Origin of the sequence: Prosthecobacter debontii (assembly GCF_900167535.1) — a bacterium.
GTDB lineage: Bacteria > Verrucomicrobiota > Verrucomicrobiia > Verrucomicrobiales > Verrucomicrobiaceae > Prosthecobacter > Prosthecobacter debontii.
Map to the genome: position 1 here is coordinate 330,302 of NZ_FUYE01000004.1, position 20,986 is coordinate 351,287.

Consider the following 20,986-nt stretch of genomic DNA (forward strand, 5'->3'; position numbering starts at 1 on the left):
TTATAACAGTTAATCTTCGATCCGCCGATTCAAAAACGGGTAGCTGGCCACCACTTCACTGATGAGCGTTTGCATCCGATAACCATCCTTGGCGATGGTTTTTAGAAGCTGATCCACGACGATTTTGTCATAGCCTTCCAGCTGTCGGCACAGGGCATAGGCCAGAAGTTTTTCGGTGAGGTTTCGGGCCAAGTCATCCTTTCGTGCGGCGATGATGCTCTTCAGTTCTTTGGGAGAGGTGAAGTGTTTTCCTCCCGGCAGTTCACCTGCCGCATCAATGGCACCTCCTGCATCATCGGTATCACGCCAACGACCAATCGCATCAAAGTTCTCGAGACCGAATCCAATGGGGTCGAGGATCTTGTGGCAGTTCGCACACACAGCATTCGTGCGGTGGAGTTCGGTGCGTTGGCGTAGCGTCAGGTTCTCCACCTGCTTCTGATTCTGCTTTTCCAGGGCCGGGACATTCGGTGGTGCAGGAGGCACATGCTCACCCAGCACCTGTTCCAGCACCCAGACACCGCGGTTGACGGCACTGGTCCGGTTTGGGAAGGAGGTGGTGGCCAGGATGCCGGGCATACCGAGGATACCACCGCGGTTGGCGTTGGTCAGCTTGACCTTGCGCATCTTGGTGCCCGTCACTTCTTTCTCCAATCCGTAGATGGCAGCAAGCGGCTCATTGAGGAAGGTGTAGTCGCTTTGAATGAAGGCGACCACACTGCGATTCTCTCGTACGATGCTGCCGAAAAAGAGCCGCGCTTCCTCATACATGGCGGTGCGTAGAGCGGGGGTCATCTGGGGGAATTTCTTGGCATCGAAGGTCTTACTATCTAGCCCTCCCAAGCCTAGCCACTGCGCCCCAAAGCCATCAAATAAGGCGCGTGATCTGGCATCGGTCAGCAGGCGTTTGACTTGGGCTTTCAAGACGCCGGGCTCATGCAGTGTGCCTGCATCGGCCAGGGCACTCAGTTCCGAGTCGGGCATGGTGGCCCATAGCAGATAGGAGAGGCGGGAGGCCAGTTGATAGTCATCCAATGGCACGATCTTCTGGCCTGCGGCGGTGGCCTGTGCGGGGGTGATGAAGAGAAACTGCGGAGAGACTAGAACCGCTTTCAACATCAGCCTGAGAGAGGCAGAGTGATCCAGTTTGTTCTGCTGACCGAGTGCATAAACCTTTGTGAGCAGGGTCACTTCTTCTTCGGAAGCTGGGCGTCGAAACGCCTGTCTGGCCCAGGAACTTGCCAGTTGAGTGGCCGTGCTTGTGGAGGATTGGTCTAACCAATGTTTTTGAAAGTGTGCCGAGGGTTGACCTGCTTCGGGCCAGATTTGATCCAGCACCGCATTGGCAATCTCCAAATACTGCTCCGTTTGCATCGGGGAGAGCGAGTTGAGATAGCCTTGCCCGGCCACTTCATCGGGTAGCTCCTTCGCGACCGCTGCATCCACACCAAACAGATCATGCAGCGTATTGCCATACTCCACTTTGGTCAGACGTCGGATGACAAACGGCCCCGGGTCTTTATGGCTCAGGTATTTGATCTGATTCAGAGCATCCAGAAACTGCTGCCGCTCTTTCGCTGCCGGTTGATCCGAGTCATCGGGCGGCATGTCATGGGCGTTGACGTTGGCAAATGCCTGCATCCATTTCCGGCTGGCGGAAGACTCGCCGGGATTTTTCAGAGCGGGTTCGAGATTCAGGCCTCCCTTGGTGCGCCGATTGCCGTGACAGTCCAGGCAGAAGTCTTTGACGAAAGGGGCCACATGCTCCTTGAACGCTTTTTTGGCCTCGGCTTGTAAACCTGTCAGTTCTTTGTCAGCGATGGTCTCTGCTTGGATCAGACATGGGACCACCAGCATGAGCCTCAGGCCCCATCTCAAAAATCGAGAGACGAGAGGTCGATGGCTGGGGAATTCGTGGTTACTCATTCGGAACGTCAAGGGGGGTGCCCTGACTACGCCTGTTGTTGGACAAGCTTTTCACGAGAAAAGCTGGTTCAAAGTTAAAACCAGTGATGGAGAGACACCAAATTGTCTTGTCGAATAATAAGAATCTATGCGATGATTCAATTGATGGGTTTTTGATTCTATGAAACGCCCTCGTGCCCTAACTTTTTTGGCTTGGGTGTTTATTTTGTTTGGATGCTCAGCCGGATGGCGGATCACAGAAGCTTTGTTGTCCCACAAGACATCGATTAACTTGTCCATCCTCATGATCCCTGTGGGCATCGGCCTATTGAAAGGACGGCTTAGCTCCCTTGGCTGGGCCAAGCTCTGGATCGGATTGTTCTTTCTCTTGGTGTTGGCAATCACCTGCGCTTATCCCTTCGATCCCGGGTCGTATTCGGTCACTTGGTTTGGGGCAGAAATCCAAGGTCCCTTGCGTCACCTTGCTGTCGTGGGCATATCCGCCACCTTGATGGGATTACTCTTGTGGGGCTGGCGGATTTTAGTTTCCGCCCCTGTCTGTGCCTATTTTGAGGAGCGTGATCGAACGCATTTCGAGAGCTTTGATACCTCTGAAACGCCTACGCTGCCGCAATGATTATCCAACGCTCAGCAGTCACCCAGAGTGAAAACAAGTTTATCTCCAGGTGATTGCATTGGTCATTCAGTCAGTTCATGACTCTAGCCATCATTAGGCTCGACGCTTCTCGCTGGCCTCAATCATTTCATTTAGATCCGCGGCAGGGCGAATCTCAAACGGTCCCGCTTTCACACCGGGGTGCTTGGACATGAGTTCGATGGCGTGATTGAGGTCACGAGCTTCCAGGATCAGAATGCCGCCGAGTTGCTCTTTTGTTTCTGCATAGGGGCCATCCGTGACCGTCACTTGGCCATCCTGCCAGCGTAGGGTCATGGCCGTATTCGGGCCTTGCAGCGCATGGCCTCCTGCAAAGTGGCCATGGCTTCTCAGTTCATCATCATAGCGGAAGCAGTCGTCCATCATTGCATGGCATTCGTTTTCCGGCAGAGACTCCAGTTTGTTGGGTTCGATGTAACCTAGGCAGATGTATTTCATGATCGGTTTTGTGTTTGGTTTGAGTCTGGCGACGATCCTCAAACGGGGATCGTTTCATAGGCTGGTCGGATGGAGGAGTCTGAATTCGACAGCGCTGAATCTTTTTTGAAAAGATTTATGGGATCACACTGAGGCCAATTCCCTCAGGCGTCGCTCGATGAATCGGCGTTCAGGTTCCAACTGGGAATGCACGAGAGCGCATTCGTAGGCCGCCCGGGCTTCTTCATGCTGACCGAGACGTCGGTGTAAATCCGCCCGCGCCGAATGGCTCAGCGCGTAGCGTGACAGTTCACCCGATTTCATCAGGGCGTCCATGAGCTTCAGACCTGCTTCAGGGCCGTCTCGCATCGCTACAGCCGCCGCTCGATTCAGTTCGACGATGGGGGACGGGGCGACTTCAGCCAGTTTGGTATAAAGCGCGACGATCTGAGGCCAATCGGTGGCGGTCGCATTCGGAGACTCTGCATGCACCGCCGCAATGGCTGCTTGGAGAGTGTAGGGACCAAAGCGGCGGGAGATCAGGGCTTGCTCGACCAGGGCGATCCCTTCCTCGATCAAGGAGCGATTCCACAAGGAACGATCCTGATCTTCCAGCAGGATGAGTTCTCCCGAGGCCGCGCTCCGGGCCGACCGGCGAGACTCTTGCAGGAGCATCAGAGCGAGCAGGCCCTGCACTTCAGGTTCCGGCAAAAGCTCCATCACAAGCCGCCCCAGCCGAATCGCTTCGGCAGAAAGGTCCAAGCGGGTGAGAGACGCGCCGGAGGAGGCAAAATAACCTTCATTGAAGACCAGATAGATCACTTGCAGCACGGGGGGCAGCCGCTCGGGCAAGGCCTCACGATCAGGCACTTCATAAGGAAGACGGGCTTCGCGGATCTTGGCCTTCGCTCGAACAATCCGCTGAGCCAAAGTGGGGGCGGGAATGAGGAAGGCGCGCGCGACTTCTTCTGTGGTTAGGCCGCAAATTTCACGCAGCGTCAGGGCGATGCGGCCCTCCGGAGCCAGGGCCGGATGACAGCAGGTGAAGATCAATCGCAAACGGTCATCTCCGATGTGCTCTTCCTGGGAGTCTAACGGCTCACAGATGGCTGCGGATTCCAGCTGTGCAGCGATCTTTTCCAGCTTGGCATCAAAGCGCGCGCGACGTCGCAATGTATCAATGGCCTTGAAACGTCCTGTGGAGATCAACCAAGCGGTGGGGTTGGCTGGCTCTCCCTCACGCGGCCAATGCTCCAGAGCTGCGGTAAAGGCATCGTGCAGAGCATCCTCCGCCAGATCAAATTGACCCAGCAGCCGAATCAGGGTCGCTCGGATACGCCCCGATTCCGCCCGATAAAGCGATTCCAGTTTGGCTCGAATCTGTTCCGGAGCTGTGTCTTGCATGGGGATCTGGATATAGACGAAAATAAATCGCAGAAAAGTGTCCTCAATCGCTTCCTCGGTTCGTCATCACATTGCCCCCGTTACACTTCCCATGACTACTGATACCCAAACCATCCGTCTGCATCGCGTCCTGCGTGCTAAACCTGAACGAGTCTATCGAGCCTTTATTGATGCTGATGCCAAAGCCAAATGGCTGCCGCCGTTTGGTTTCACAGGCAAGGTGCATCACTCCGAAGGCCGCGTGGGTGGCACCTATCGCATGTCCTTCACCAACTTCACCACGGGCTCCAGTCATTCCTTTGGCGGCACCTATACCGAACTCACGCCCAATGAACGCATCCGCTACACCGATCAGTTTGAAGATCCCAATCTGCCGGGGGAGATGCACGTCACCATCGAACTCAAGGAAGTCTTCTGCGGCACGGAGTTGAACATCACCCAGGCCGGAGTGCCTGCCGTCATTCCTGCGCCTGCGTGTTATCAGGGATGGCAGGAGTCCCTGATCCAACTGGCTCAACTGGTCGAGCCGGAAATCCCTGATGAAGGTTAATCGCTTCGCATGCTCACCCCCTTTCTCACGGAGAGGACGGGGGATGATATCTAAGGGGACAATTTCCCACCCGCTACTTCGATGAGGGTGAGCACCCCGGATCGCCTGTGGCGTTCATTTCTTCAGGCTCGCTGTGATCTTTTGAAGGTTCTCCTGGTCTTGAGATGATTGAAAGCGATCCGCGAGCTTGCCAAATTTGTCGGCCATTTCCTTCTTGGTCTCTTCTCCGAGGACCGTGGCAAATTGAGGAACGGTCAAAGAAACTGCCTCCAGGATGGCAGAGCGCTGAGCGTCCGTGTAGATCTCATCTTCTGCGATGGAGGTATAAGCCCCGGCAAAGACCGTCGCCAAGCCTGACTTCATTTTCACCAGACCTGCCATTCGGGTTTCGTAGGAACTGTCATCTTTAGGAAGGGTGGGTAAAAACTCATCGACCAAATCGATACCCAAGGCTGAGGTGTGGAGCATGAAACTCAAAAGCAGGCTCATTTCAGCTTCGCCCTTTCTGCCTTCTGCGACCTCGCCGACGTAGAGGGTCACCATCTGGGCCGTTCCCTGATGCAGGGTTAAAAAGTCTTGCAGCCGAGTCTCCAACGGTAGGCCTCGATTTCGGCCAAAGGACAGATTTTCTAGAGCACAAAATCTCCGGAGAATCTTTTGTCCGTCTGGATCGGATAAATAGGGCAGGGGCACCTTTTTTTCACGGATCAGTTTCAGTAGCACTCGGTAGTCCGAGGCTCGCCACTCCCGGTCCGAAGCCGATGCTCCTGCAGCCAGATAGCGATCCTCTCCATGGGATAAACCACAGCCGAGAAGGAAAGTGACACTCAGAAGGCAAAATAGGCGCATCATGGGATGAGAGAATCGAGATTCGTTCAAAGCCCCCTTTAAGAGAAACAATCCCTCTCAAGCAAGGTGAAAATCACAAGGCATCTATCTCGCTTTGTCGGGGTGCCAGATGATGTTCCCCGACCTGCAGGTCAAGACAGGTAATTGCTTCGTCCTGGATCGTATCCGCTAGAACGGTTTCCCGCGAGACGCGTGAAACAGCAGGCGTCTCGCCTGCGCTCCAGGTCCTGCGGCATGTTGGGCAATGGCACGGCGGGGAAGACGCAGATCTGTCGGCAACTGCGGGGCTTGGGATTTGATCCGCAGGTGCCCAGCACGCATGCGGTGCAGCTTGTGTCTCTGCATCACCATTCACTCACCTATTGGCTGGACTATGTGAGGTCGCTGGCGGGGGAGAAGGCAGCGATCATCGTGGTGCAGGCCCCGTGTGACAAGGAGAGCGACCGGACCACCCCACCTCTGCCTGAGATGCACGGTTTCACGCGGCCCCCGGCGGTGGTGACGTGCAGTGCCAAGACCGGTGAGATGGATGAACTCAGAGCGGCTCTGCGCTCGGCCACGCGTTATCTGCTGGAGGCGCTGGGGAAAGGGATGTAAGGCCCTGGCGCGGTGGTTTCAACTCAAGGCTGGACGGTCTTTTTCCCGCCGAAGAGGCCCTTGACCTTGGTGAAGAAGCCGCGCTTGGACTCGGGCACGGTGCGGGCGGCGGGGTCGGGGATGACGGCAGGGAGGGCACCGGGCTGGGCGGGGTCCCATCCACCGCCGAGGGCCTTGATCAGGGAGACGGTGGCGATGAGACGCTGGCTGGCGACTTGAACTGTGGCGCGCTGGGTGGCGAGGGTGGTGCGGTTGGCCTCGATGACGTCTAGGTAGGGGCTGGTGCCGGACTCGTAGCGAGTGTGGGCGAGGCTGGAGGCGCGGCCTGCACTGGTGCTGGCGCGCTGCTGGGCCTCAGCGGCGACGGCGAGGTGACGGATGGAGGAGAGGCTGGTCTCGACATCGGCCACGGCGGCGAGAAAGGCCTGACGGTAGCCGGCGAGGGCTTCGTCGTGGGTGGCCTTGGCTTTGTTCAGGTTGAAAATGTTCTTACCACCGCTGAAGAGGGGGAGGCTGATGCTGGGGCCGTAGCTCCAGATGAGGGACTCGGGCTGCATGAGGAGATCGATGTCCGTGCTCTGGAATCCGGCGCGGCCGATGAGCTTGATGCTGGGGAAGAACTGGGCTTTGGCGACGCCGATGCGGGCAGTGGCGGCGGCGAGGGTGCGCTCGGCCTGGGCGACATCGGGGCGGCGCTCCAGGAGATCGCTGGGCACGCCGGTGGGGATGGCCGGGGGGCTACGCAGGGGGGCACCGGTGGGGGCGATGCGGAAGCTGGCGGCATTGGTTCCGAGGAGGATGGCGATGGCGTTCTCCAATTGGTCGCGCTGGGCCTGGAGGGTGGAGATTTCCGCTTCGGCGGAGGCGACTTCGGTTTCGGACTGCGCCTGCTCCAACTCGCTACCGGCACCAGCATCGACGCGGGCTTTGGCGATCTTGTACGCCTCCCCACGGAGTCCGACGGCCTCCTTGACGTAGCGGATCTCTTGATCGAGAGAGCGCAGCTTAAAGTAGTTGGTGGCGACATCGGCCTGGATGCCTAACAGGACGTTGTGCACGGTGTCGGCGGCGGCTTCGGCCTCAGCGCGGCCGGCCTCGGCCCCACGACGGATTTTCCCAAACAAGTCGAGCTCCCAACTGAGGTCGGTGAGGGCATTGTAGGAGGGGCCTTCATAGTAGAGGCCGTTCAGGGGGATGGGGCTGATGGCATTCTCCGAGGTGCGCTGGCGGTCGGCAGTGAGCGGCACGCTGAGCACGGGGAAGAGATCGGCACGAGCGAGACGAGCGGCGGCACGGGCCTGATCAAAGCGGGCGATGGAGGCCTTGAGGTTCTGGTTGTTGGCGGTGGCCTCGGCCATGAGCTCATTGAGCTTGGCGTCCTTAAAGACACTCCACCAGTTGCCTTTGGGCTGATCTGCGGCGGGGCGGGCTTCACGCCAGGTGACGCCTTTAAAGTTAGGCGGGGTGACGGTGGCGGGGCGCTCGTAGTTTGGCCCCACCTGGGCCATGGCGGCTGTGGTGGTGAGGAGGAGGGGAAGAAGGTAGCGCATGGGAGGTGCGGGAGTGAGCGAGTGGAAGATGGCGCGAGAGGGGGATCAATGCTCAGCGATCAAGGCTGGGGCTGGGCTAGGGGCGGCCTCGTGGAGGGAGGTGGGCTTCTTCTGGCGGCCGAGTTTCATGACGAGCACATAAAACACCGGGGTGAGGAAGAGTCCAAGGAAGGTGACGCCGATCATGCCGGCAAACACGGCGGTGCCCATGGCGCGGCGCATCTCTGAACCTGCGCCGGTGGAGACCACCAGAGGATACACCCCGGCGATGAAGGCGATGGAGGTCATGAGGATGGGGCGCAGACGCAGGCGGCAGGCTTCCAGGGCGGCCTCCAGCGGGGAGAGGCCGTGCTCGAACTTCTCCTTGGCGAACTCGACGATGAGGATGGCGTTTTTACAGGCCAAGCCGATCAACACGATGAAGCCAATCTGAGTGAAGATGTTGTTATCCCCCCCGACAATCATCACGCCTGTGAGGGCGAAGAGAAGGCAGACGGGCACGATCAGGATGATGGCCAGGGGCAGGCGCAGGCTCTCATACTGAGCGGCCAGCACCATGAACACGAGGAGGATGCACAGCGGGTAGATGTACACGGCGGTGTTGCCCGCGATGATCTTCTGATAGACGAGGTCGGTCCACTGATACTCAAAGCCGGGGGGGAGGGCCTTGGCCAGATCGGCCATAACCTGTTCACCTTGCCCGGAACTCAGCGCCTGCTGGGTGGCGGGGTCCATACCTGCGGCACCGTTGATGTCTGCCGCGAGATAGCCGTTGTAGTGCGTCACGCGGTCGGGCCCGTTGGTTTCCTTCACCTTGATGAGGGAACCGATGGGTACCATCGCCCCAGAGGCATTGCGAGTCTTCAGTCGGGTGATGTCGCTGACATCATCCCGGAACTGCGGTTCAGCCTGAGCGATGACCTGATAGGTGCGGCCAAATCGGTTCATGTCATTCACATAAAGACTGCCGAGATTGATCTGAAGCGTCTCGAACAGATTGGCCAAAGGCACGCCCTGGACCTTGGCCTTTTCACGATCCACTTCGGCTTCGAGCTGGGGCACGTTGACGGTGTAGCCGGAATAGACCTGCTGGAGCTTACCTCCGGTGCCATAGGCCGAGCCAATGAGATCCTGCGTAGCTTTGTAGAGGGCGTCATAGCCTTGGTCACTGCGGTCTTGGACCATGAGCTTGAAGCCCCCGGTGGTGCCGATGCCGTTCACGGGTGGCGGGGAGAGCACCATGACCATGGCGTCTTGGATGGCCATGAACTTGCCATTGAGCTCCTGAGAGATGGCGTCCGCAGAAAGCTCAGGCGTGGTGCGCTTCTCGAAGTCTTCAAGACCCACGAAGACGATGCCGCTGTTCGGGCTAATGCTGAAGCCATGGATGGACAAGCCCGGGAAGGCGATGGCATCTTTTACGCCGGGATGGTCCAGAACGATGTCTGACATGCGGCGCATGACATCTTCCGTGCGGTCGAGCGAAGAGCCGTCGGGAAGCTGGGCAAAGCCAACCAGGTATTGTTTATCCTGCCCAGGCACGAAGCCCGAAGGCACGCGGTCAAAGACTCGCACCGTGAGCCAAACGAAGCCGCCATAGAACACCAGGGCGATGAGGCTGAACCGAATGATCCGCTTCACAATGCCGACATAGAAGTTAGACGACCACTCAAAGAAGCGATTGAAGGGACGGAAGAACCAACCCAGCAGGGCTTCCATCAGGCGAGTGAGAATGTCTTTCTTCGCATGGTGATCCTGCAACAACAGGGCGGAGAGAGCCGGACTGAGGGTGAGGGAATTGATCGCAGAGATGACTGTGGAGATGGCGATGGTCACCGCGAACTGTTTGTAGAACTGACCGCTGAGGCCGCTGATGAAGGCGGTGGGAATGAACACGGCACAGAGCACGAGTGCGGTGGCCACGATCGGGCCTGTCACTTCACTCATGGCCTGCTTCGTCGCATCGACCGGTTTCAAACCATTGCGGATGTTACGCTCGACGTTCTCCACCACCACGATGGCATCATCCACCACGATCCCGATGGCGAGCACGAGGCCGAAGAGGGACAGGTTGTTGATGGAGAACCCGAGCGCATGCATCACGGCAAAGGTACCGACCAAGGAGACAGGCACGGCGGCCAAAGGAATGATGGAGGCACGCCAGGTCTGAAGGAAGATGACCACCACGAGCACCACGAGAAGCACAGCTTCAATGAGGGTGTGAATCACCGCGTCGATGGATTTATCCACGAAAACGGTGGGGTCGTAGGCGATGGCGTAATCAAGATCTTGGGGGAACTTTTTCTTCAGTTCCTCCATCTTCTCACGCACCCCTTGAGAGAGCGCGAGGGCGTTGGCTCCGGGGAGCTGAAAGATGGGGATACCTACGGCACTCTTGTTGTTCAGCAAGCTACGCAGAGCGTATTCACTGGAGCCCAGCTCGATGCGGGCCAAGTCCTTGAGGCGCAGCTTTTCACCATGTTCGCCGACTTTGACGATGATGTTGCCGAACTCTTCTTCGGTGATGAGACGTCCCTTGGTATTGACCGTCAGTTCGAAAGGCACCGCACTCTTCACGGGTTGCTGTCCGATCACCCCGGCGGCCACCTGCACGTTTTGTTCGCGGATGGCATTGACGATGTCGGAGGAGGTTAAGCTACGAGCTGCGGCTTTATCGGGGTCGATCCAGACGCGCATGGCGTAATCACCACCTCCGAAGATTTGGACTTGGCCCACTCCGGGAAGGCGCGCCAGTTCGTCCTTCACGTTCAGAGTCGCGTAGTTACGCAGGTAGAGCTCGTCATACCTCCCGTTAGGTGAGAGCAAGTGAACCACCAAGGTCAAGTCGGGCGATGACTTCACGGTGGTCACCCCGAAGCGGCGCACTTCCTCAGGCAATTTGGGGAGCACCTGCGAGACGCGGTTTTGCACCTGCACCTGGGCGAGGTCCACATCCGTGCCCAGCTTGAAGGTGATGGTGAGGGTCATCACGCCATTGGCCGTGCTCTGCGAGGACATGTAGAGCATGTTCTCAATACCGTTGATCGTTTGCTCCAAGGGAGATGCGACAGTCTCGGCAATCGTCTTCGGGTTAGCACCTGGGTAGGTGGCCGTCACGATTACGGTGGGTGGGGCTACTTCCGGGTATTCGGAGATGGGCAACTGAAAGAGTGAAATGCCCCCCAAGATGAAGATCAGGAGAGAAAGAACACCGGCAAAGATGGGACGTGTGATGAAGAACCGGGAGATGTTCATGACGATGGCTTGAGGTCGGGGACCTACAGGTGATCTCTAGCGCCGACGATCTGGAGCGATGGCTCGCCGATCAAAAGCCAGGAGACTCTGAGGCTGATGGGAAAAGGAGGGAGGATGCGCGAACTCAATTTGCCGACGCCGTTGTTTTAGCCGGTGGGGTATCCACGGGAGCAACAGGCATGCCGGGCTGAGGTAAACGGGCTTGGCCGTTGATGATGATCTTGTCACCAGCGTTCAGACCGCTGCGAATGATGCGCTTGCCATTGATGCTCGGACCGATGACGACAGGCTTGTAAGTGCTCATGTTCTTGTCATCTACCCCCAGAACAAACTTATTGGCCTGATCAGTGAGAATGCTTTTTTCATCCACCAGCAGCGCTGGGTATTCCGAAGTCATCGGGAGACGAATGCGAGCAAACAAACCCGGGGTCAATGTGCCATCGCTGTTGGGAAATTCAGCGCGGATGATCATGCTGCCCGTGCTGGCGTCCAGACGGTTATCGAAAGACTCGATATGACCCTTATGAGGAAATCCGGTTTCATTGGAAAGCTGGAGTTCAACGGGGACACGACCTTTACCATTGGTGTAAAGTTTGTTCTCCCGTTTCAAGGCTTCCAGCTTCAGCAGGCTGTTCTCATCGATGTCCGCATAGACATATACGGGATCTACCGTCACGATGGTGGTGAGGAGGGTAGAGCCAGCGGTCACATAGTTGCCTTCCGTGGTGATGGCGCGGCTGATCCGGCCCGAAATGGGCGCTTTCACCTCGGTATGTTCGAACTCGATCTCGGCACTGTGTTGGCTCGCGCGAGCTGACTCCAGAGCGGCGAGGCTTTGCTTATACGTGGACTCACGGGTCTCGGCCTGTTCGGGTGCGATGGCCTTAGCGGCCAGCAGGGCAGAAACACGGTCGTATTCACGTTTAGCCGCCTCGGTGCTCGCTTCGGCACGTTGCACTTCAGCTGTGGCGATCCGCAGTTTCGTCTGGAAGGGGCGTTGGTCGATGATGAACAGCACGTCGCCTTTTTTAACCAAGGCCCCGGCCTGGAACTTAACGTCGGTGATGTAGCCGGCGACGCGAGGACGCAACTCCACGGTTTCGGCAGGTTCCACACGCCCAGTGAACTCCTCCCACTCGACAAGCTTCCGTTGCTCAACGGGTTGTATCGTCACCGGAGCGGGTGGCATCTGTCCACCATGGCTTACCTGTGAATGCTTTCCACAGGCAGCGAGCAGCAAGACGAGCGGGAGGAGGGTTTGGGGTTTCATGGGGTTCGGGGGGGGAGGGGAGAAAGTTGACTGGTTGGTTAATTTGAAATCGCAGAAAAGGCTTTCGCCTTCTTTTTGGCAGGCTTCGCTTTTGAATTTGGTCGGGATACACCCAGGATGATCATGGCTCCTGATTCAAACTCATCCAAATAACTCAGGTCATTCCACATGCGTGCATGCAGTAGAAGCCCCTCGCTATAGGCGAATATGATCCTGGCTAAGGCCGTGGGATCATCCGCTTTGATGAGTCCCTGCGCGGAGGCATCCCGGATGGCGCATTCATAGTAGAGGATGAACTGGCTGAGGATCTCCTGTAACTTGTTACGCAGTCGATCATCCACGGTGCTGACTTCGGCTCCTAGAGAATGAATGGGGCAGCCAAGCACGCGGCCATGTTTTTTTTGCAGGTCCTCCTGCTCCTGGCGGAAGTTTCTGAAACAATTCAAAATGCGCTCCAAGGGAGGCACCACGGGTGAAAAGGTCTGGTCCAGTTCACGCCGATGCTCTTTCCAACTGTGATCGATACCCGTCAGTGCGAGATCAGTTTTAGATTCGAAGAAGTGATAAAAACTGCCTTTCTTCACGCCAGCGCGTTCACAGATTTGATCTACGGAGGTGCTGCCATAGCTACCCGTCCAAATCAGTTCGATGACTGCTTCGATGAGTCGTATTTTGGCGTCGCTTGTGCGTCCCATAAGACGGACATTGGCGAAACTAGACGAACAGTCAACTATTTTTCTGAACGGCAGCCATTCGGGGTTCTGGAATCCAGTTTAAAATGAGCATCGAGATCACCGAAAAGACCGCGGCTGCTCCGGCGACAACTCCAAAAGAATGAGTCCAAGCATACAGCCTGCCGCTGATAAACGTGGCCAGCAGCAAGGAGAAGACGTTACAAAAGCCCAAGATGGCTTGAAGGGTTGATCGCCGTTCAGCCGGACAGAGTTCGGCGGCCAGTGTGAGGTCACCAACACGGTCAAGAAATAGGCCAAAACCCAGGACAAAGTAGGCCAGCATGAACCCAGAAAACGATCCGGTGTAGGATACCCAGAGGCAGAGTGCCAAGCAGACAATGCGCGAGGCCTGAAGTAGAACCTTGCCTCCGCTTCTGTATCCTACCCAGCCAGCCAGAAGACTGCCGAGCACAACCCCCACGGCTTGGCAGGTCACAAAACGTCCTTCATCCGCTTCCGGCCGTTCTGTCAGCTTCAAGGCATGGATGGTGAGAAAAGAAACCACCATGAGATAGCCCGTGCCTGTGAAGCGGGCGATCGCGAGCTTGATCAAATTTGGCTGACCTCGCAAAAGGCGGGGTAGCTCTCGAAGGTACTGTAGATAAGGACCATAAGGTGATGAGGGATGCCGATGTCGAGTATGCTCATCCTCATGCATAAAGAGTTGTGAAACCCACGAGATGGAGAGGAGGGCGAATGCCGTGAGATGCAGCCATCCATAGGCCTCATGGTTGGGATAATGGGTCAGCACATGATGAATGACGGTGCCTGCCACGACGCCAATAATCGCCTGAATGATATAACGAACAGCCCAGCCTGCTGCCCGGACTTTTTCAGGCACCATCCGAGTGACCATTTCCATCCATGCGACTACGGTCATGCCTCCGATCATCCCTGAGATCACTGGAGTGAGGACAACGATGGGTAACAGAATTCCTTCAATCTTATCAGAGCATAGCAAGATAAGGCCTGTGATCAGGTAGGGAAGGCGCTGGAGAAAGCCAAAAAACAGAACCCACGGCTTAAACCGCGCCAATCGTTCGACGATAGGAGCGATGAAAATGCCCATGCTGGCAGACGCCGCAGGGAGAAGCACGGGCATCATGGCGATGATCCAAGCCTTGCCGCCTAAGGTGTCCACCATCTTAGGAAGCACGCTTTCCGGCGCTAGGAAAGCCGTGCCACCCATATAGAGCCCTCCTTCCAGGCAATGGCAGATGAAATTACGCCTTACCGCATGATTGTGATGATGCTGGGAGGCGGGGGCGGCCGACATGTGGTGGGTCACCAAGATGCTTCACTTCTGACAAGAAGAAAGCACTTTGAGCTCAAGCACCGACTTGGCGTAGCCAATCTTCCAGATTGTAGTAGTTGGTAACCCGAGCCACTTTTCCGTCTCGAATGTCAAAAAAAGCTCCCACGCGTAAGCGATAGGTCTGCCCCGTCGCTGGTGGTAAACCTTCATCGGTGTGAAGGTAAGTTCCTAAAATGTAAAACTCGGCTGCCGCACGAGTTCCTTCTTCGTGTGCCATCACGACGAGTTCAGTCACTTCTTCGCGATAACTCCGGTCCATCCGCTGAAGGAATGCCTGGAAGGCGTCTCTGCCGACTTCGCTCGTGCCCTGATTGATATCATGGATGACGTCTTCCGTCAGCAGGGCCAGCATGGCGTCGCGATCCCCAGAATTGAAGGTGGCGTAATAGGTCTCAATGAGGCGAACGGTGTCTTTTACAGCGGACATGATTTGCAACAGAATGCAGCCCGGAGACCGGGTCAAGAAGCTGTCCATCAAGAGTTCTTTTGACAGTGTCGTCGTTCGCATGTCGGTGCGAGGACTTCATGCCTGCCTCTCCTCTAGCCTCACTCCTTCGCCGTCTCACCCTTGTGGAAGGTGTGTCGTTTCTCCTTTTGCTGGGAGTGGCGATGCCGCTCAAATACTTCGCTGAGCTGCCGATAGCGGTCAAGATCGTCGGATGGGCTCATGGTCTCTTGTTTGTCGTCGTTTGCGCGTTGCTGTTGCAGGTCATGATCAAGGCGCAATGGCCAGTCCTGCGTTGCGTGCTGGTGCTCATTTCGGCGCTGGTTCCGTTTGGGCCTTTTCTGTTGGATAGCCGACTGAAAGCTTGGGTTAACGAGGGCAAGTGAGTTTTACTTTGTTTCACAAAGTTTCTCTTGCGTGAGTCACTTTATGGCACAAAGTGAATTCATGAGTCCACAACAAGACGCCCTCGAACATCTTCGGGTGATTCGCTCCCTCATGGAAAAGGCGCATATCTACCGCGCGATTTCAGCCCCTGCGGCTGCTTTGGGGGGGATTTTATCCGTGCTCTGCGCCGGCTTTGCGGGGTGGAGTATTGTTCAGGGTCAGGGTTTGGCTGAAGAACGAGGCAGTTGGTTTTTGGTGGAGTGGCTGCTCATCCTGGGGGTGACTGGCACGGTCAATGTCCTCCTCCTGGCGGGAGAGGCTAGGCGGCGTGGTCAGCCGCTTGTCTCGGACGGCATGCGTATGGCTCTAAGGGCGTTGGTCCCGCCTCTTTTAGTCGGAGGGGTTTTAGGCGTGGGGCTCATCGTTTACCTGCACAATCATGTGATGGCCGTTCTTATCTGGGTAGTCTGCTACGGTCTGGCTCTTCTGGCGACGTCCAGTTTTTCGCCGAAGTCCTTGATTAGGCTAGGATGGGTGTTTGTGATTCTCGGACTCCTGTCATTTGTTGCCTGGGCAAGCTCAGGTGAGATCCGCAATCTGCCTCATGACCAGGGGCTGGCGGCCTTGCTCATGGGTGTTTCTTTCGGCCTGTGCCATATCATCTACGCTCTGTGCGTGTTTTTAAGTCCCAAACAGGAGGCGTTGGTGGTACCGAGATGATTGATTTCGATCAGCTCGATAAAACGATTCATGAAAAGAGTCGCCTTTCCATCATGACCTTGCTGGCAAGCCGTGGTGAGTGGGCATTTCAAGAGATGAAATCGGAGTTAGGGATGAGTGATGGCAATTTGATCACCCATCTGCGCACCCTCGGGACGGCTGGTTACGTGCGGGAGCAGCGGGATGAGTCGGGCACGCGTCCGCGCACCACCTATCACCTGACCTCAGAAGGCAGGGTCGCATTCAAGCGCTATGTGGATGTGCTTGAGGCCATCGTGAAGACGATCAATCCCAGCTAGCCAAATCGAGAGACCGATCTCGTTACCTACTTTTAAGCTTTGTGTCACAAAGTTAATAGACACCGATCCAAACTGAATACCCACATCCTCACCATGACCATCCATCTCGCTCAACATTACGGCATGTGCTTTGGCGTCCGAGACGCGCTACGTGCCACTCACACAGCGGCTCAGTTGGAGCCTCTGACGGTCCTCGGACAACTGGTCCATAATCCCGTTGTCGATGCTCAAATGAGCCGGTTAGGCGTGAAACGGGGGGAACTTGACGATTTGAGCTCAGCCACCACTCAGCGGGTGGTGATCACCGCGCATGGATCTGCGCAAAGCCAACGTCTCCGCTGGGAGCGGGCTGGCTATCAGATCACAGATACGTCCTGCCCATTGGTTAGAAAAGCACATCAAGCCTTAGCGGTGCTGGTGGAAGAGGGATATCATCCCGTGATCGTTGGCCAACGCCTGCATGCGGAAGTAAAAGGTCTGTTAGGGGACTGGCCTCATGCCTCGGTCATATTGACAAAAGCAGAAGCTGAAAGCCTGCCTCCTCATTTAAAGTTAGGCATCATTTCCCAGACGACCCAACCCCTGGATCACGTGCTGAACCTCGTGGCTATGGTCAAGCGTCAACAGCCTTGCTCTGAAGTGCGTTTTGTGGATACGGTGTGTCATCCTACCAAGCAAAGACAAACTGCGGTGGAGCAATTGGCTCAAGTATGCGGGCTCATTCTGGTGATTGGTGGCCGCAATAGTAACAACACGCGTCAGCTTGTGGAGAAGGCAAGCTCTCTTGGGGTTCGGGCCCGCCAGATTGAAACTCCCGAAGAACTCCGGCCGGAGTGGTTTTCCCAGGTGACCGACGTGGGAGTCACCGCTGGCACTTCGACATTGGACGAAACCGTCCGGGCTGTTCTGGACCGCCTCCAGACCTTCAACGCCTGATTTCTGCACTGCCTCGTCATCATCATACGCTTTCACCCAACACCCATTTTTATGAACACATCGTTCTGGATCCATCACTATCAAACCAACGCTCTCGTCCATGATCGTATCCAATTGGAAGAATTGTCCTGTGATTTGCCTGACGCCATCCGAATCCCTCTGGCGGAGTCTTTAGCCATTTTCCAGCTTGGCGAATCAGGCACAGGTTCGCGTCTTCGACGTTACGCTCGCGAAGTGGCCCCTCTGGAAAATTTCCGCGGTTACCAACGCGCGATCGACCTTTTTGTTTGTGAGGAGCAAGCACACTCGCGTTTGTTGGGCCGGTTAGTCCGTCATCTCAATGGGACGCTTCTTGAAAAGCAGTGGACGAATTCGGTGTTCCGTCGGCTCCGTTTTCTGGTCAATTTGGAATTTGCCATTCAAGTGCTGCTGACGGCGGAACTGGTCGCAGAGGTCTATTATGGCACCCTATACATCAAAGTGCCTGATCCGGCGGTGCATTCGGCCTGCCGTCAGATCCTGCGTGATGAAATGAAGCATTTGGAGTTTCAAAGGCAGTTTCTTGCGGAGAGGGTGGCGTCATTCAGCCCGGTCGGCAGGTATGCTTGGGCGACACAGTTTCGTTGGATTCATGCGATTACCGTCCGTGTGGTGGCGTGGGACCATCGAGATTGTCTTCGGAGTCTCGGTGTCACACAGCAGGCGTTTGTAAAACGTTGTCATCAGGCTCACGAAAGCTTCCAGAACCGTTTGGACAACCTTATCGCGAATCTGGAGCAACGTGGTTCCGAACGGCAAGTCGAGGGGGCAGATGAGCCAGTTCGCTTGGCGTTTTCTCGGACGCCTCCTAAAGAATAATTGGCCTGTGGCTGGACAAGAGTGAAGGAAAGGTCTTGAAGATCTTAAATGAGCAGGACATGCTGACATTTTAACCAGATAAAGTGCTGGCCAAGTTTATAGATATATAATATTTATAAATAGTATCGAAATTCACCTCCCGATGAAGACCCGACTCACAACAGCCGCCGTAGCCTCTCTCTTTTCGAGCTGGGCTTTTTCCCCCGCGAACGCGGGAGAGCCCTTACCTCCCACGCTGGAGCCGACACCCTCGGCTCTGGAACGTTACTTTATGCAAGATTACATGCTGGGTGACTGGGGTGGTCTGCGAACCAAACTCGCCGAAAATGGTGTGGAATTCGAGTTTTTCTATGTAGGGTCGATGCCGACCAATCTCGGTGGAGGAATCCGAGCGGGCACAGCTTATCAGCACGGATTCTTAGCCGCATTGGACCTAGATACCGAAAAACTCGGTCTATGGGGTGGTGGGCATTTTCATGTGTCTGGTGTCTCTCTGGAAGGCCGCCCTTTTGCTGATACCTATGTCGGCGATCTGAACAAGACCAACCTCGTGGATTTCCCTGCGGACACGCGTCTCTGGCAGGCCTACTATGAGCAGAGCTTGTTCAATAAAAAGCTGACAGTGAAAGCGGGTCTCATGTCGGTAGATCGGGACTTCATCACGCCAGAATTGTACAATTCTTTGGCTTCGATCAACTTCCTGAACCAGACCTTCTTTTACCCGACGATGGCATTCAATCTGTATGACATCCCGGCTTTCCCAACAGGCAATCATTCCTTGCCATCCACTCCTTATGCGGCGCTTGGGGCTCTCATTCGCTGGCAACCCGTGGATAGCTTTTACATCCAGGCTGCCATTTATGATGGCAATCCAGACCAGAGTTCGTCAGGCACCCGTCTTGCTCTTCGCGGCGAGGAAGGTGCTCTCATGTACTACGAGGCCGGTTTTCGTCTAAACCAAGGCAAAGATGATCGTGGTCTCCCTGGGAACTACAAGATTGGCGGCTACTACCACACGGACGAGTTTTATGACATTAAGTCCACGGCTCTCTCTCTGGTGCCTTCACCGATTCCTCTGGACACCGCTAAAACACATGACGGTAACTACGGTTTGTATTTCTTAGCAGAGCAGATGCTGTGGCGCGAGGTGGGGTGGGACGATCCAGCCCAGCAGGGCATTGTTGGTTTCTTCCGAGTCGCTACAGCCCCAGAAGATCGTAACTTAGCCGAGTTTGGCATCGACGGGGGACTCGTTTTCAAAGGCCTCATCCCTGGTCGCGACTATGACACTCTGGGCATCGCTGGTTCCTACCTGAAGATCAGCGATGAAGTCAGCCGGGCTCAGCGTCAGATCAATGAAACCTTCGCTGGTTTTGCTCCTCCAGTTGTTGAAGCTGATTACGAAGCCGTTGTCGAAGTGAACTATAAGCTGCAGTTGGCGGCTTGGTGGACGCTTCAGGCGAGCCTTCAATATGTCATGCATCCAGGTGGACGTGCCTCTTTTGCTTCCGATACGATCGCCAATGCATGGGTTCTGGGACTCCAGACCACGTTACGGTTTTGATTTTGTTCGGCTAAACGGCTGAGTAAACGGCGGTAAAGCATGATGCTTTACCGCCTTTTTGTTGGGCTTTGGATATAAAATTGTTGGGAAGGGAATGACCGAAAGATGTATCTATCTGTCCCTGCTCGACGGTTCCTATTCTTTCTTTCCGCCTTTTTTAAACAGCTCTTTATAAATGCCAACGCCCAGCAGCTTCATGGTGGTGAAGTAGCTATTGGCGATATCCGCCGTTAAGAAGGCGAGATACACATCATTGGACGGGAAGAGACTGTTGGAGGCATAATAAATCAGTTTCTCGTTGCCACGGTACTTCGACTTGTGGAATGCCAGGCCTTTGAAATTGTAGATTTCACCGCCAAAACGCTCACTCAGTTGGAAAAACCACTTGGTCATCAGATCATCCGCATAGATCCCGCCCTCGATTTTGGTGAAAGGGCACATGAGGAGATTGAGCACTTCGACACCTTCGGTGCGGAAGATCTCCATCGCTGTCATATGCACTGCGGTGGCTAGGCGACCGTAGCGAGCTTCATCACAACGGACAGTATTGGCGCTATAACCAAAAATCTTTCCATCCTGATACATGGGATCGTAGAACACGTAGCCGATCGCCACGCCGTTCTTATCGAATGCGACAAACTTACGCACCTCAGGTTCGGGTTGGTAAACGGGCCGACGTGCATAGACCCAGATTTCGCGATCATTGACCTTCTTGCCGAGCAGCCATTTCGACGAAAGTGCTTGGAGCTGATCGACGGGGACCGTGCTGATATCCACCTCCCGAATGGTGATACCCTCGCGCTTAGTTTCATTACGAGCGCGTTTGATCATGTCTAACTCTTTCCAATTACCTTGTGTGTTATAGGTTTGGACGGGGAGCTCAGGCTCGTAGCCCACGCAGTTGACCTTGAATCCCATCTCCCGCAGCACCGTGGCGCAATATTCGGATACCACTGGAAACACCGCTGCTGGATGCTCCTGAATAAATGCATTCAGCAGCGGCCGGAGATCTTGGCGATCACAGATGGGGTCTGCCAGAACGATGCGTTTGGGTTTCCGAGCAAAGACGGGATGCAGGGCCGTGGTGAAAGCGATGTAGCCCAAATCATGCACAAAGTACTCCATGCCCTGCTGGAGTGTCGCATAGGAAAGAGACTCTCGGCCATGGCGGCGGATATGAGGCGACAATAGCAACCATTTGGTTTCCGGATCGAGATTTGCTGCCTCATTGCCTAAGATCGAACGCATACGATGA

The 20,986-nt window shown here is 55.7% G+C and carries 20 protein-coding genes; 9 read left to right on the forward strand and 11 right to left on the reverse strand.

What is annotated here, in order from left to right:
- Window positions 1-9 precede the first annotated feature (9 nt).
- A complete protein-coding gene (locus tag B5D61_RS08090) occupies window positions 10-1,857 on the reverse strand; it encodes a DUF1592 domain-containing protein (protein ID WP_245846505.1) in 1,848 nt (615 codons plus the stop codon).
- Window positions 1,858-2,086: 229 nt separating this feature from the next.
- Between B5D61_RS08090 and B5D61_RS08095 the strand changes: the two genes are divergently transcribed.
- Window positions 2,087-2,542, forward strand: coding sequence for a hypothetical protein (locus B5D61_RS08095; RefSeq protein ID WP_078812828.1), 456 nt, complete (start codon window positions 2,087-2,089; stop codon window positions 2,540-2,542).
- Between the two features lie 93 nt (window positions 2,543-2,635).
- Here the strand turns inward: B5D61_RS08095 and B5D61_RS08100 are convergent, their stop codons facing one another.
- Together B5D61_RS08100 and B5D61_RS08105 are read right to left on the reverse strand one after the other, a co-directional pair.
- Complete coding sequence (locus B5D61_RS08100; protein ID WP_078812829.1) at window positions 2,636-3,019, reverse strand: YciI family protein; 384 nt, start codon at window positions 3,017-3,019, stop codon at window positions 2,636-2,638.
- Between the two features lie 123 nt (window positions 3,020-3,142).
- Complete coding sequence (locus tag B5D61_RS08105) at window positions 3,143-4,402, reverse strand: RNA polymerase sigma factor (RefSeq protein WP_139373134.1); 1,260 nt, start codon at window positions 4,400-4,402, stop codon at window positions 3,143-3,145.
- Between the two features lie 91 nt (window positions 4,403-4,493).
- Between B5D61_RS08105 and B5D61_RS08110 the strand changes: the two genes are divergently transcribed.
- A complete protein-coding gene (locus B5D61_RS08110) occupies window positions 4,494-4,952 on the forward strand; it encodes an SRPBCC family protein (protein WP_078812830.1) in 459 nt (152 codons plus the stop codon).
- Between the two features lie 114 nt (window positions 4,953-5,066).
- Here the strand turns inward: B5D61_RS08110 and B5D61_RS08115 are convergent, their stop codons facing one another.
- Window positions 5,067-5,804 carry a hypothetical protein gene (locus B5D61_RS08115; RefSeq protein WP_078812831.1) on the reverse strand — a complete coding sequence of 246 codons (738 nt, stop codon included), beginning with the start codon at window positions 5,802-5,804 and terminating at the stop codon, window positions 5,067-5,069.
- Window positions 5,805-5,993: 189 nt separating this feature from the next.
- On the opposite strand from B5D61_RS08115, the gene B5D61_RS08120 reads away from it, so the two are divergent.
- Window positions 5,994-6,398, forward strand: a complete 405-nt coding sequence (locus B5D61_RS08120) for a P-loop NTPase family protein (RefSeq protein WP_139373135.1) — start codon at window positions 5,994-5,996, stop codon at window positions 6,396-6,398.
- A 23-nt stretch (window positions 6,399-6,421) separates the two neighbouring features.
- Here the strand turns inward: B5D61_RS08120 and B5D61_RS08125 are convergent, their stop codons facing one another.
- The 6 genes from B5D61_RS08125 to B5D61_RS08150 all read right to left on the reverse strand — a co-directional run bounded on the left by B5D61_RS08125 (window position 6,422) and on the right by B5D61_RS08150 (window position 14,949).
- Window positions 6,422-7,948, reverse strand: coding sequence for an efflux transporter outer membrane subunit (locus B5D61_RS08125; RefSeq protein WP_078812833.1), 1,527 nt, complete (start codon window positions 7,946-7,948; stop codon window positions 6,422-6,424).
- Between the two features lie 45 nt (window positions 7,949-7,993).
- Entirely contained in the window at window positions 7,994-11,203 is a 3,210-nt protein-coding gene (locus B5D61_RS08130; protein WP_078812834.1) for an efflux RND transporter permease subunit, read from the reverse strand.
- 124 nt (window positions 11,204-11,327) lie between these two features.
- A complete protein-coding gene (locus tag B5D61_RS08135) occupies window positions 11,328-12,473 on the reverse strand; it encodes an efflux RND transporter periplasmic adaptor subunit (protein WP_078812835.1) in 1,146 nt (381 codons plus the stop codon).
- A gap of 38 nt (window positions 12,474-12,511) precedes the next feature.
- Entirely contained in the window at window positions 12,512-13,168 is a 657-nt protein-coding gene (locus B5D61_RS08140; protein ID WP_078812836.1) for a TetR/AcrR family transcriptional regulator, read from the reverse strand.
- A 31-nt stretch (window positions 13,169-13,199) separates the two neighbouring features.
- A complete protein-coding gene (locus B5D61_RS08145; RefSeq protein ID WP_078812837.1) occupies window positions 13,200-14,483 on the reverse strand; it encodes an MFS transporter in 1,284 nt (427 codons plus the stop codon).
- Window positions 14,484-14,535: 52 nt separating this feature from the next.
- Window positions 14,536-14,949 carry a ketosteroid isomerase-related protein gene (locus tag B5D61_RS08150; RefSeq protein WP_078812947.1) on the reverse strand — a complete coding sequence of 138 codons (414 nt, stop codon included), beginning with the start codon at window positions 14,947-14,949 and terminating at the stop codon, window positions 14,536-14,538.
- Between the two features lie 98 nt (window positions 14,950-15,047).
- On the opposite strand from B5D61_RS08150, the gene B5D61_RS08155 reads away from it, so the two are divergent.
- The 6 genes from B5D61_RS08155 (at window position 15,048) to B5D61_RS08180 (ending at window position 19,731) form a co-directional block, all read left to right on the forward strand.
- On the forward strand, window positions 15,048-15,353 hold the full coding sequence (locus B5D61_RS08155) for a DUF3817 domain-containing protein (RefSeq protein WP_078812838.1): 306 nt from the start codon (window positions 15,048-15,050) through the stop codon (window positions 15,351-15,353).
- 61 nt (window positions 15,354-15,414) lie between these two features.
- Window positions 15,415-16,074, forward strand: a complete 660-nt coding sequence (locus B5D61_RS08160; protein WP_139373136.1) for a hypothetical protein — start codon at window positions 15,415-15,417, stop codon at window positions 16,072-16,074.
- A complete protein-coding gene (locus B5D61_RS08165; protein ID WP_078812840.1) occupies window positions 16,071-16,373 on the forward strand; it encodes a transcriptional regulator in 303 nt (100 codons plus the stop codon). Before B5D61_RS08160 ends, B5D61_RS08165 begins: the two co-directional genes overlap by 4 nt.
- A gap of 93 nt (window positions 16,374-16,466) precedes the next feature.
- Complete coding sequence (gene ispH, locus B5D61_RS08170) at window positions 16,467-17,309, forward strand: 4-hydroxy-3-methylbut-2-enyl diphosphate reductase (RefSeq protein ID WP_078812841.1); 843 nt, start codon at window positions 16,467-16,469, stop codon at window positions 17,307-17,309.
- A gap of 51 nt (window positions 17,310-17,360) precedes the next feature.
- Complete coding sequence (locus B5D61_RS08175; protein ID WP_078812842.1) at window positions 17,361-18,167, forward strand: ferritin-like domain-containing protein; 807 nt, start codon at window positions 17,361-17,363, stop codon at window positions 18,165-18,167.
- A 142-nt stretch (window positions 18,168-18,309) separates the two neighbouring features.
- Complete coding sequence (locus B5D61_RS08180) at window positions 18,310-19,731, forward strand: carbohydrate porin (RefSeq protein ID WP_078812843.1); 1,422 nt, start codon at window positions 18,310-18,312, stop codon at window positions 19,729-19,731.
- Window positions 19,732-19,866: 135 nt separating this feature from the next.
- On the opposite strand, the gene B5D61_RS08185 is transcribed toward B5D61_RS08180, so the two are convergent.
- Window positions 19,867-20,979 (reverse strand): DUF2156 domain-containing protein, encoded by a 1,113-nt coding sequence (locus B5D61_RS08185; RefSeq protein WP_078812844.1) that lies wholly within the window; start codon window positions 20,977-20,979, stop codon window positions 19,867-19,869.
- Window positions 20,980-20,986: the final 7 nt, after the last annotated feature.

What these genes read in the sequence shown, in the direction of transcription:
- B5D61_RS08090 (WP_245846505.1), bottom strand. Translation starts at nt 1,857, where the DNA reads ATGCTGGTGGTCCCATGTCTGATCCAAGCAGAGACCATCGCTGACAAA.
- B5D61_RS08095 (WP_078812828.1), top strand. Translation starts at nt 2,087, where the DNA reads ATGAAACGCCCTCGTGCCCTAACTTTTTTGGCTTGGGTGTTTATTTTG.
- B5D61_RS08100 (WP_078812829.1), bottom strand. Translation starts at nt 3,019, where the DNA reads ATGAAATACATCTGCCTAGGTTACATCGAACCCAACAAACTGGAGTCT.
- B5D61_RS08105 (WP_139373134.1), bottom strand. Translation starts at nt 4,402, where the DNA reads ATGCAAGACACAGCTCCGGAACAGATTCGAGCCAAACTGGAATCGCTT.
- B5D61_RS08110 (WP_078812830.1), top strand. Translation starts at nt 4,494, where the DNA reads ATGACTACTGATACCCAAACCATCCGTCTGCATCGCGTCCTGCGTGCT.
- B5D61_RS08115 (WP_078812831.1), bottom strand. Translation starts at nt 5,804, where the DNA reads ATGATGCGCCTATTTTGCCTTCTGAGTGTCACTTTCCTTCTCGGCTGT.
- B5D61_RS08125 (WP_078812833.1), bottom strand. Translation starts at nt 7,948, where the DNA reads ATGCGCTACCTTCTTCCCCTCCTCCTCACCACCACAGCCGCCATGGCC.
- B5D61_RS08130 (WP_078812834.1), bottom strand. Translation starts at nt 11,203, where the DNA reads ATGAACATCTCCCGGTTCTTCATCACACGTCCCATCTTTGCCGGTGTT.
- B5D61_RS08135 (WP_078812835.1), bottom strand. Translation starts at nt 12,473, where the DNA reads ATGAAACCCCAAACCCTCCTCCCGCTCGTCTTGCTGCTCGCTGCCTGT.
- B5D61_RS08140 (WP_078812836.1), bottom strand. Translation starts at nt 13,168, where the DNA reads ATGGGACGCACAAGCGACGCCAAAATACGACTCATCGAAGCAGTCATC.
- B5D61_RS08145 (WP_078812837.1), bottom strand. Translation starts at nt 14,483, where the DNA reads ATGTCGGCCGCCCCCGCCTCCCAGCATCATCACAATCATGCGGTAAGG.
- B5D61_RS08150 (WP_078812947.1), bottom strand. Translation starts at nt 14,949, where the DNA reads ATGTCCGCTGTAAAAGACACCGTTCGCCTCATTGAGACCTATTACGCC.
- B5D61_RS08155 (WP_078812838.1), top strand. Translation starts at nt 15,048, where the DNA reads ATGCCTGCCTCTCCTCTAGCCTCACTCCTTCGCCGTCTCACCCTTGTG.
- B5D61_RS08160 (WP_139373136.1), top strand. Translation starts at nt 15,415, where the DNA reads ATGAGTCCACAACAAGACGCCCTCGAACATCTTCGGGTGATTCGCTCC.
- B5D61_RS08165 (WP_078812840.1), top strand. Translation starts at nt 16,071, where the DNA reads ATGATTGATTTCGATCAGCTCGATAAAACGATTCATGAAAAGAGTCGC.
- ispH (WP_078812841.1), top strand. Translation starts at nt 16,467, where the DNA reads ATGACCATCCATCTCGCTCAACATTACGGCATGTGCTTTGGCGTCCGA.
- B5D61_RS08175 (WP_078812842.1), top strand. Translation starts at nt 17,361, where the DNA reads ATGAACACATCGTTCTGGATCCATCACTATCAAACCAACGCTCTCGTC.
- B5D61_RS08180 (WP_078812843.1), top strand. Translation starts at nt 18,310, where the DNA reads ATGAAGACCCGACTCACAACAGCCGCCGTAGCCTCTCTCTTTTCGAGC.
- B5D61_RS08185 (WP_078812844.1), bottom strand. Translation starts at nt 20,979, where the DNA reads ATGCGTTCGATCTTAGGCAATGAGGCAGCAAATCTCGATCCGGAAACC.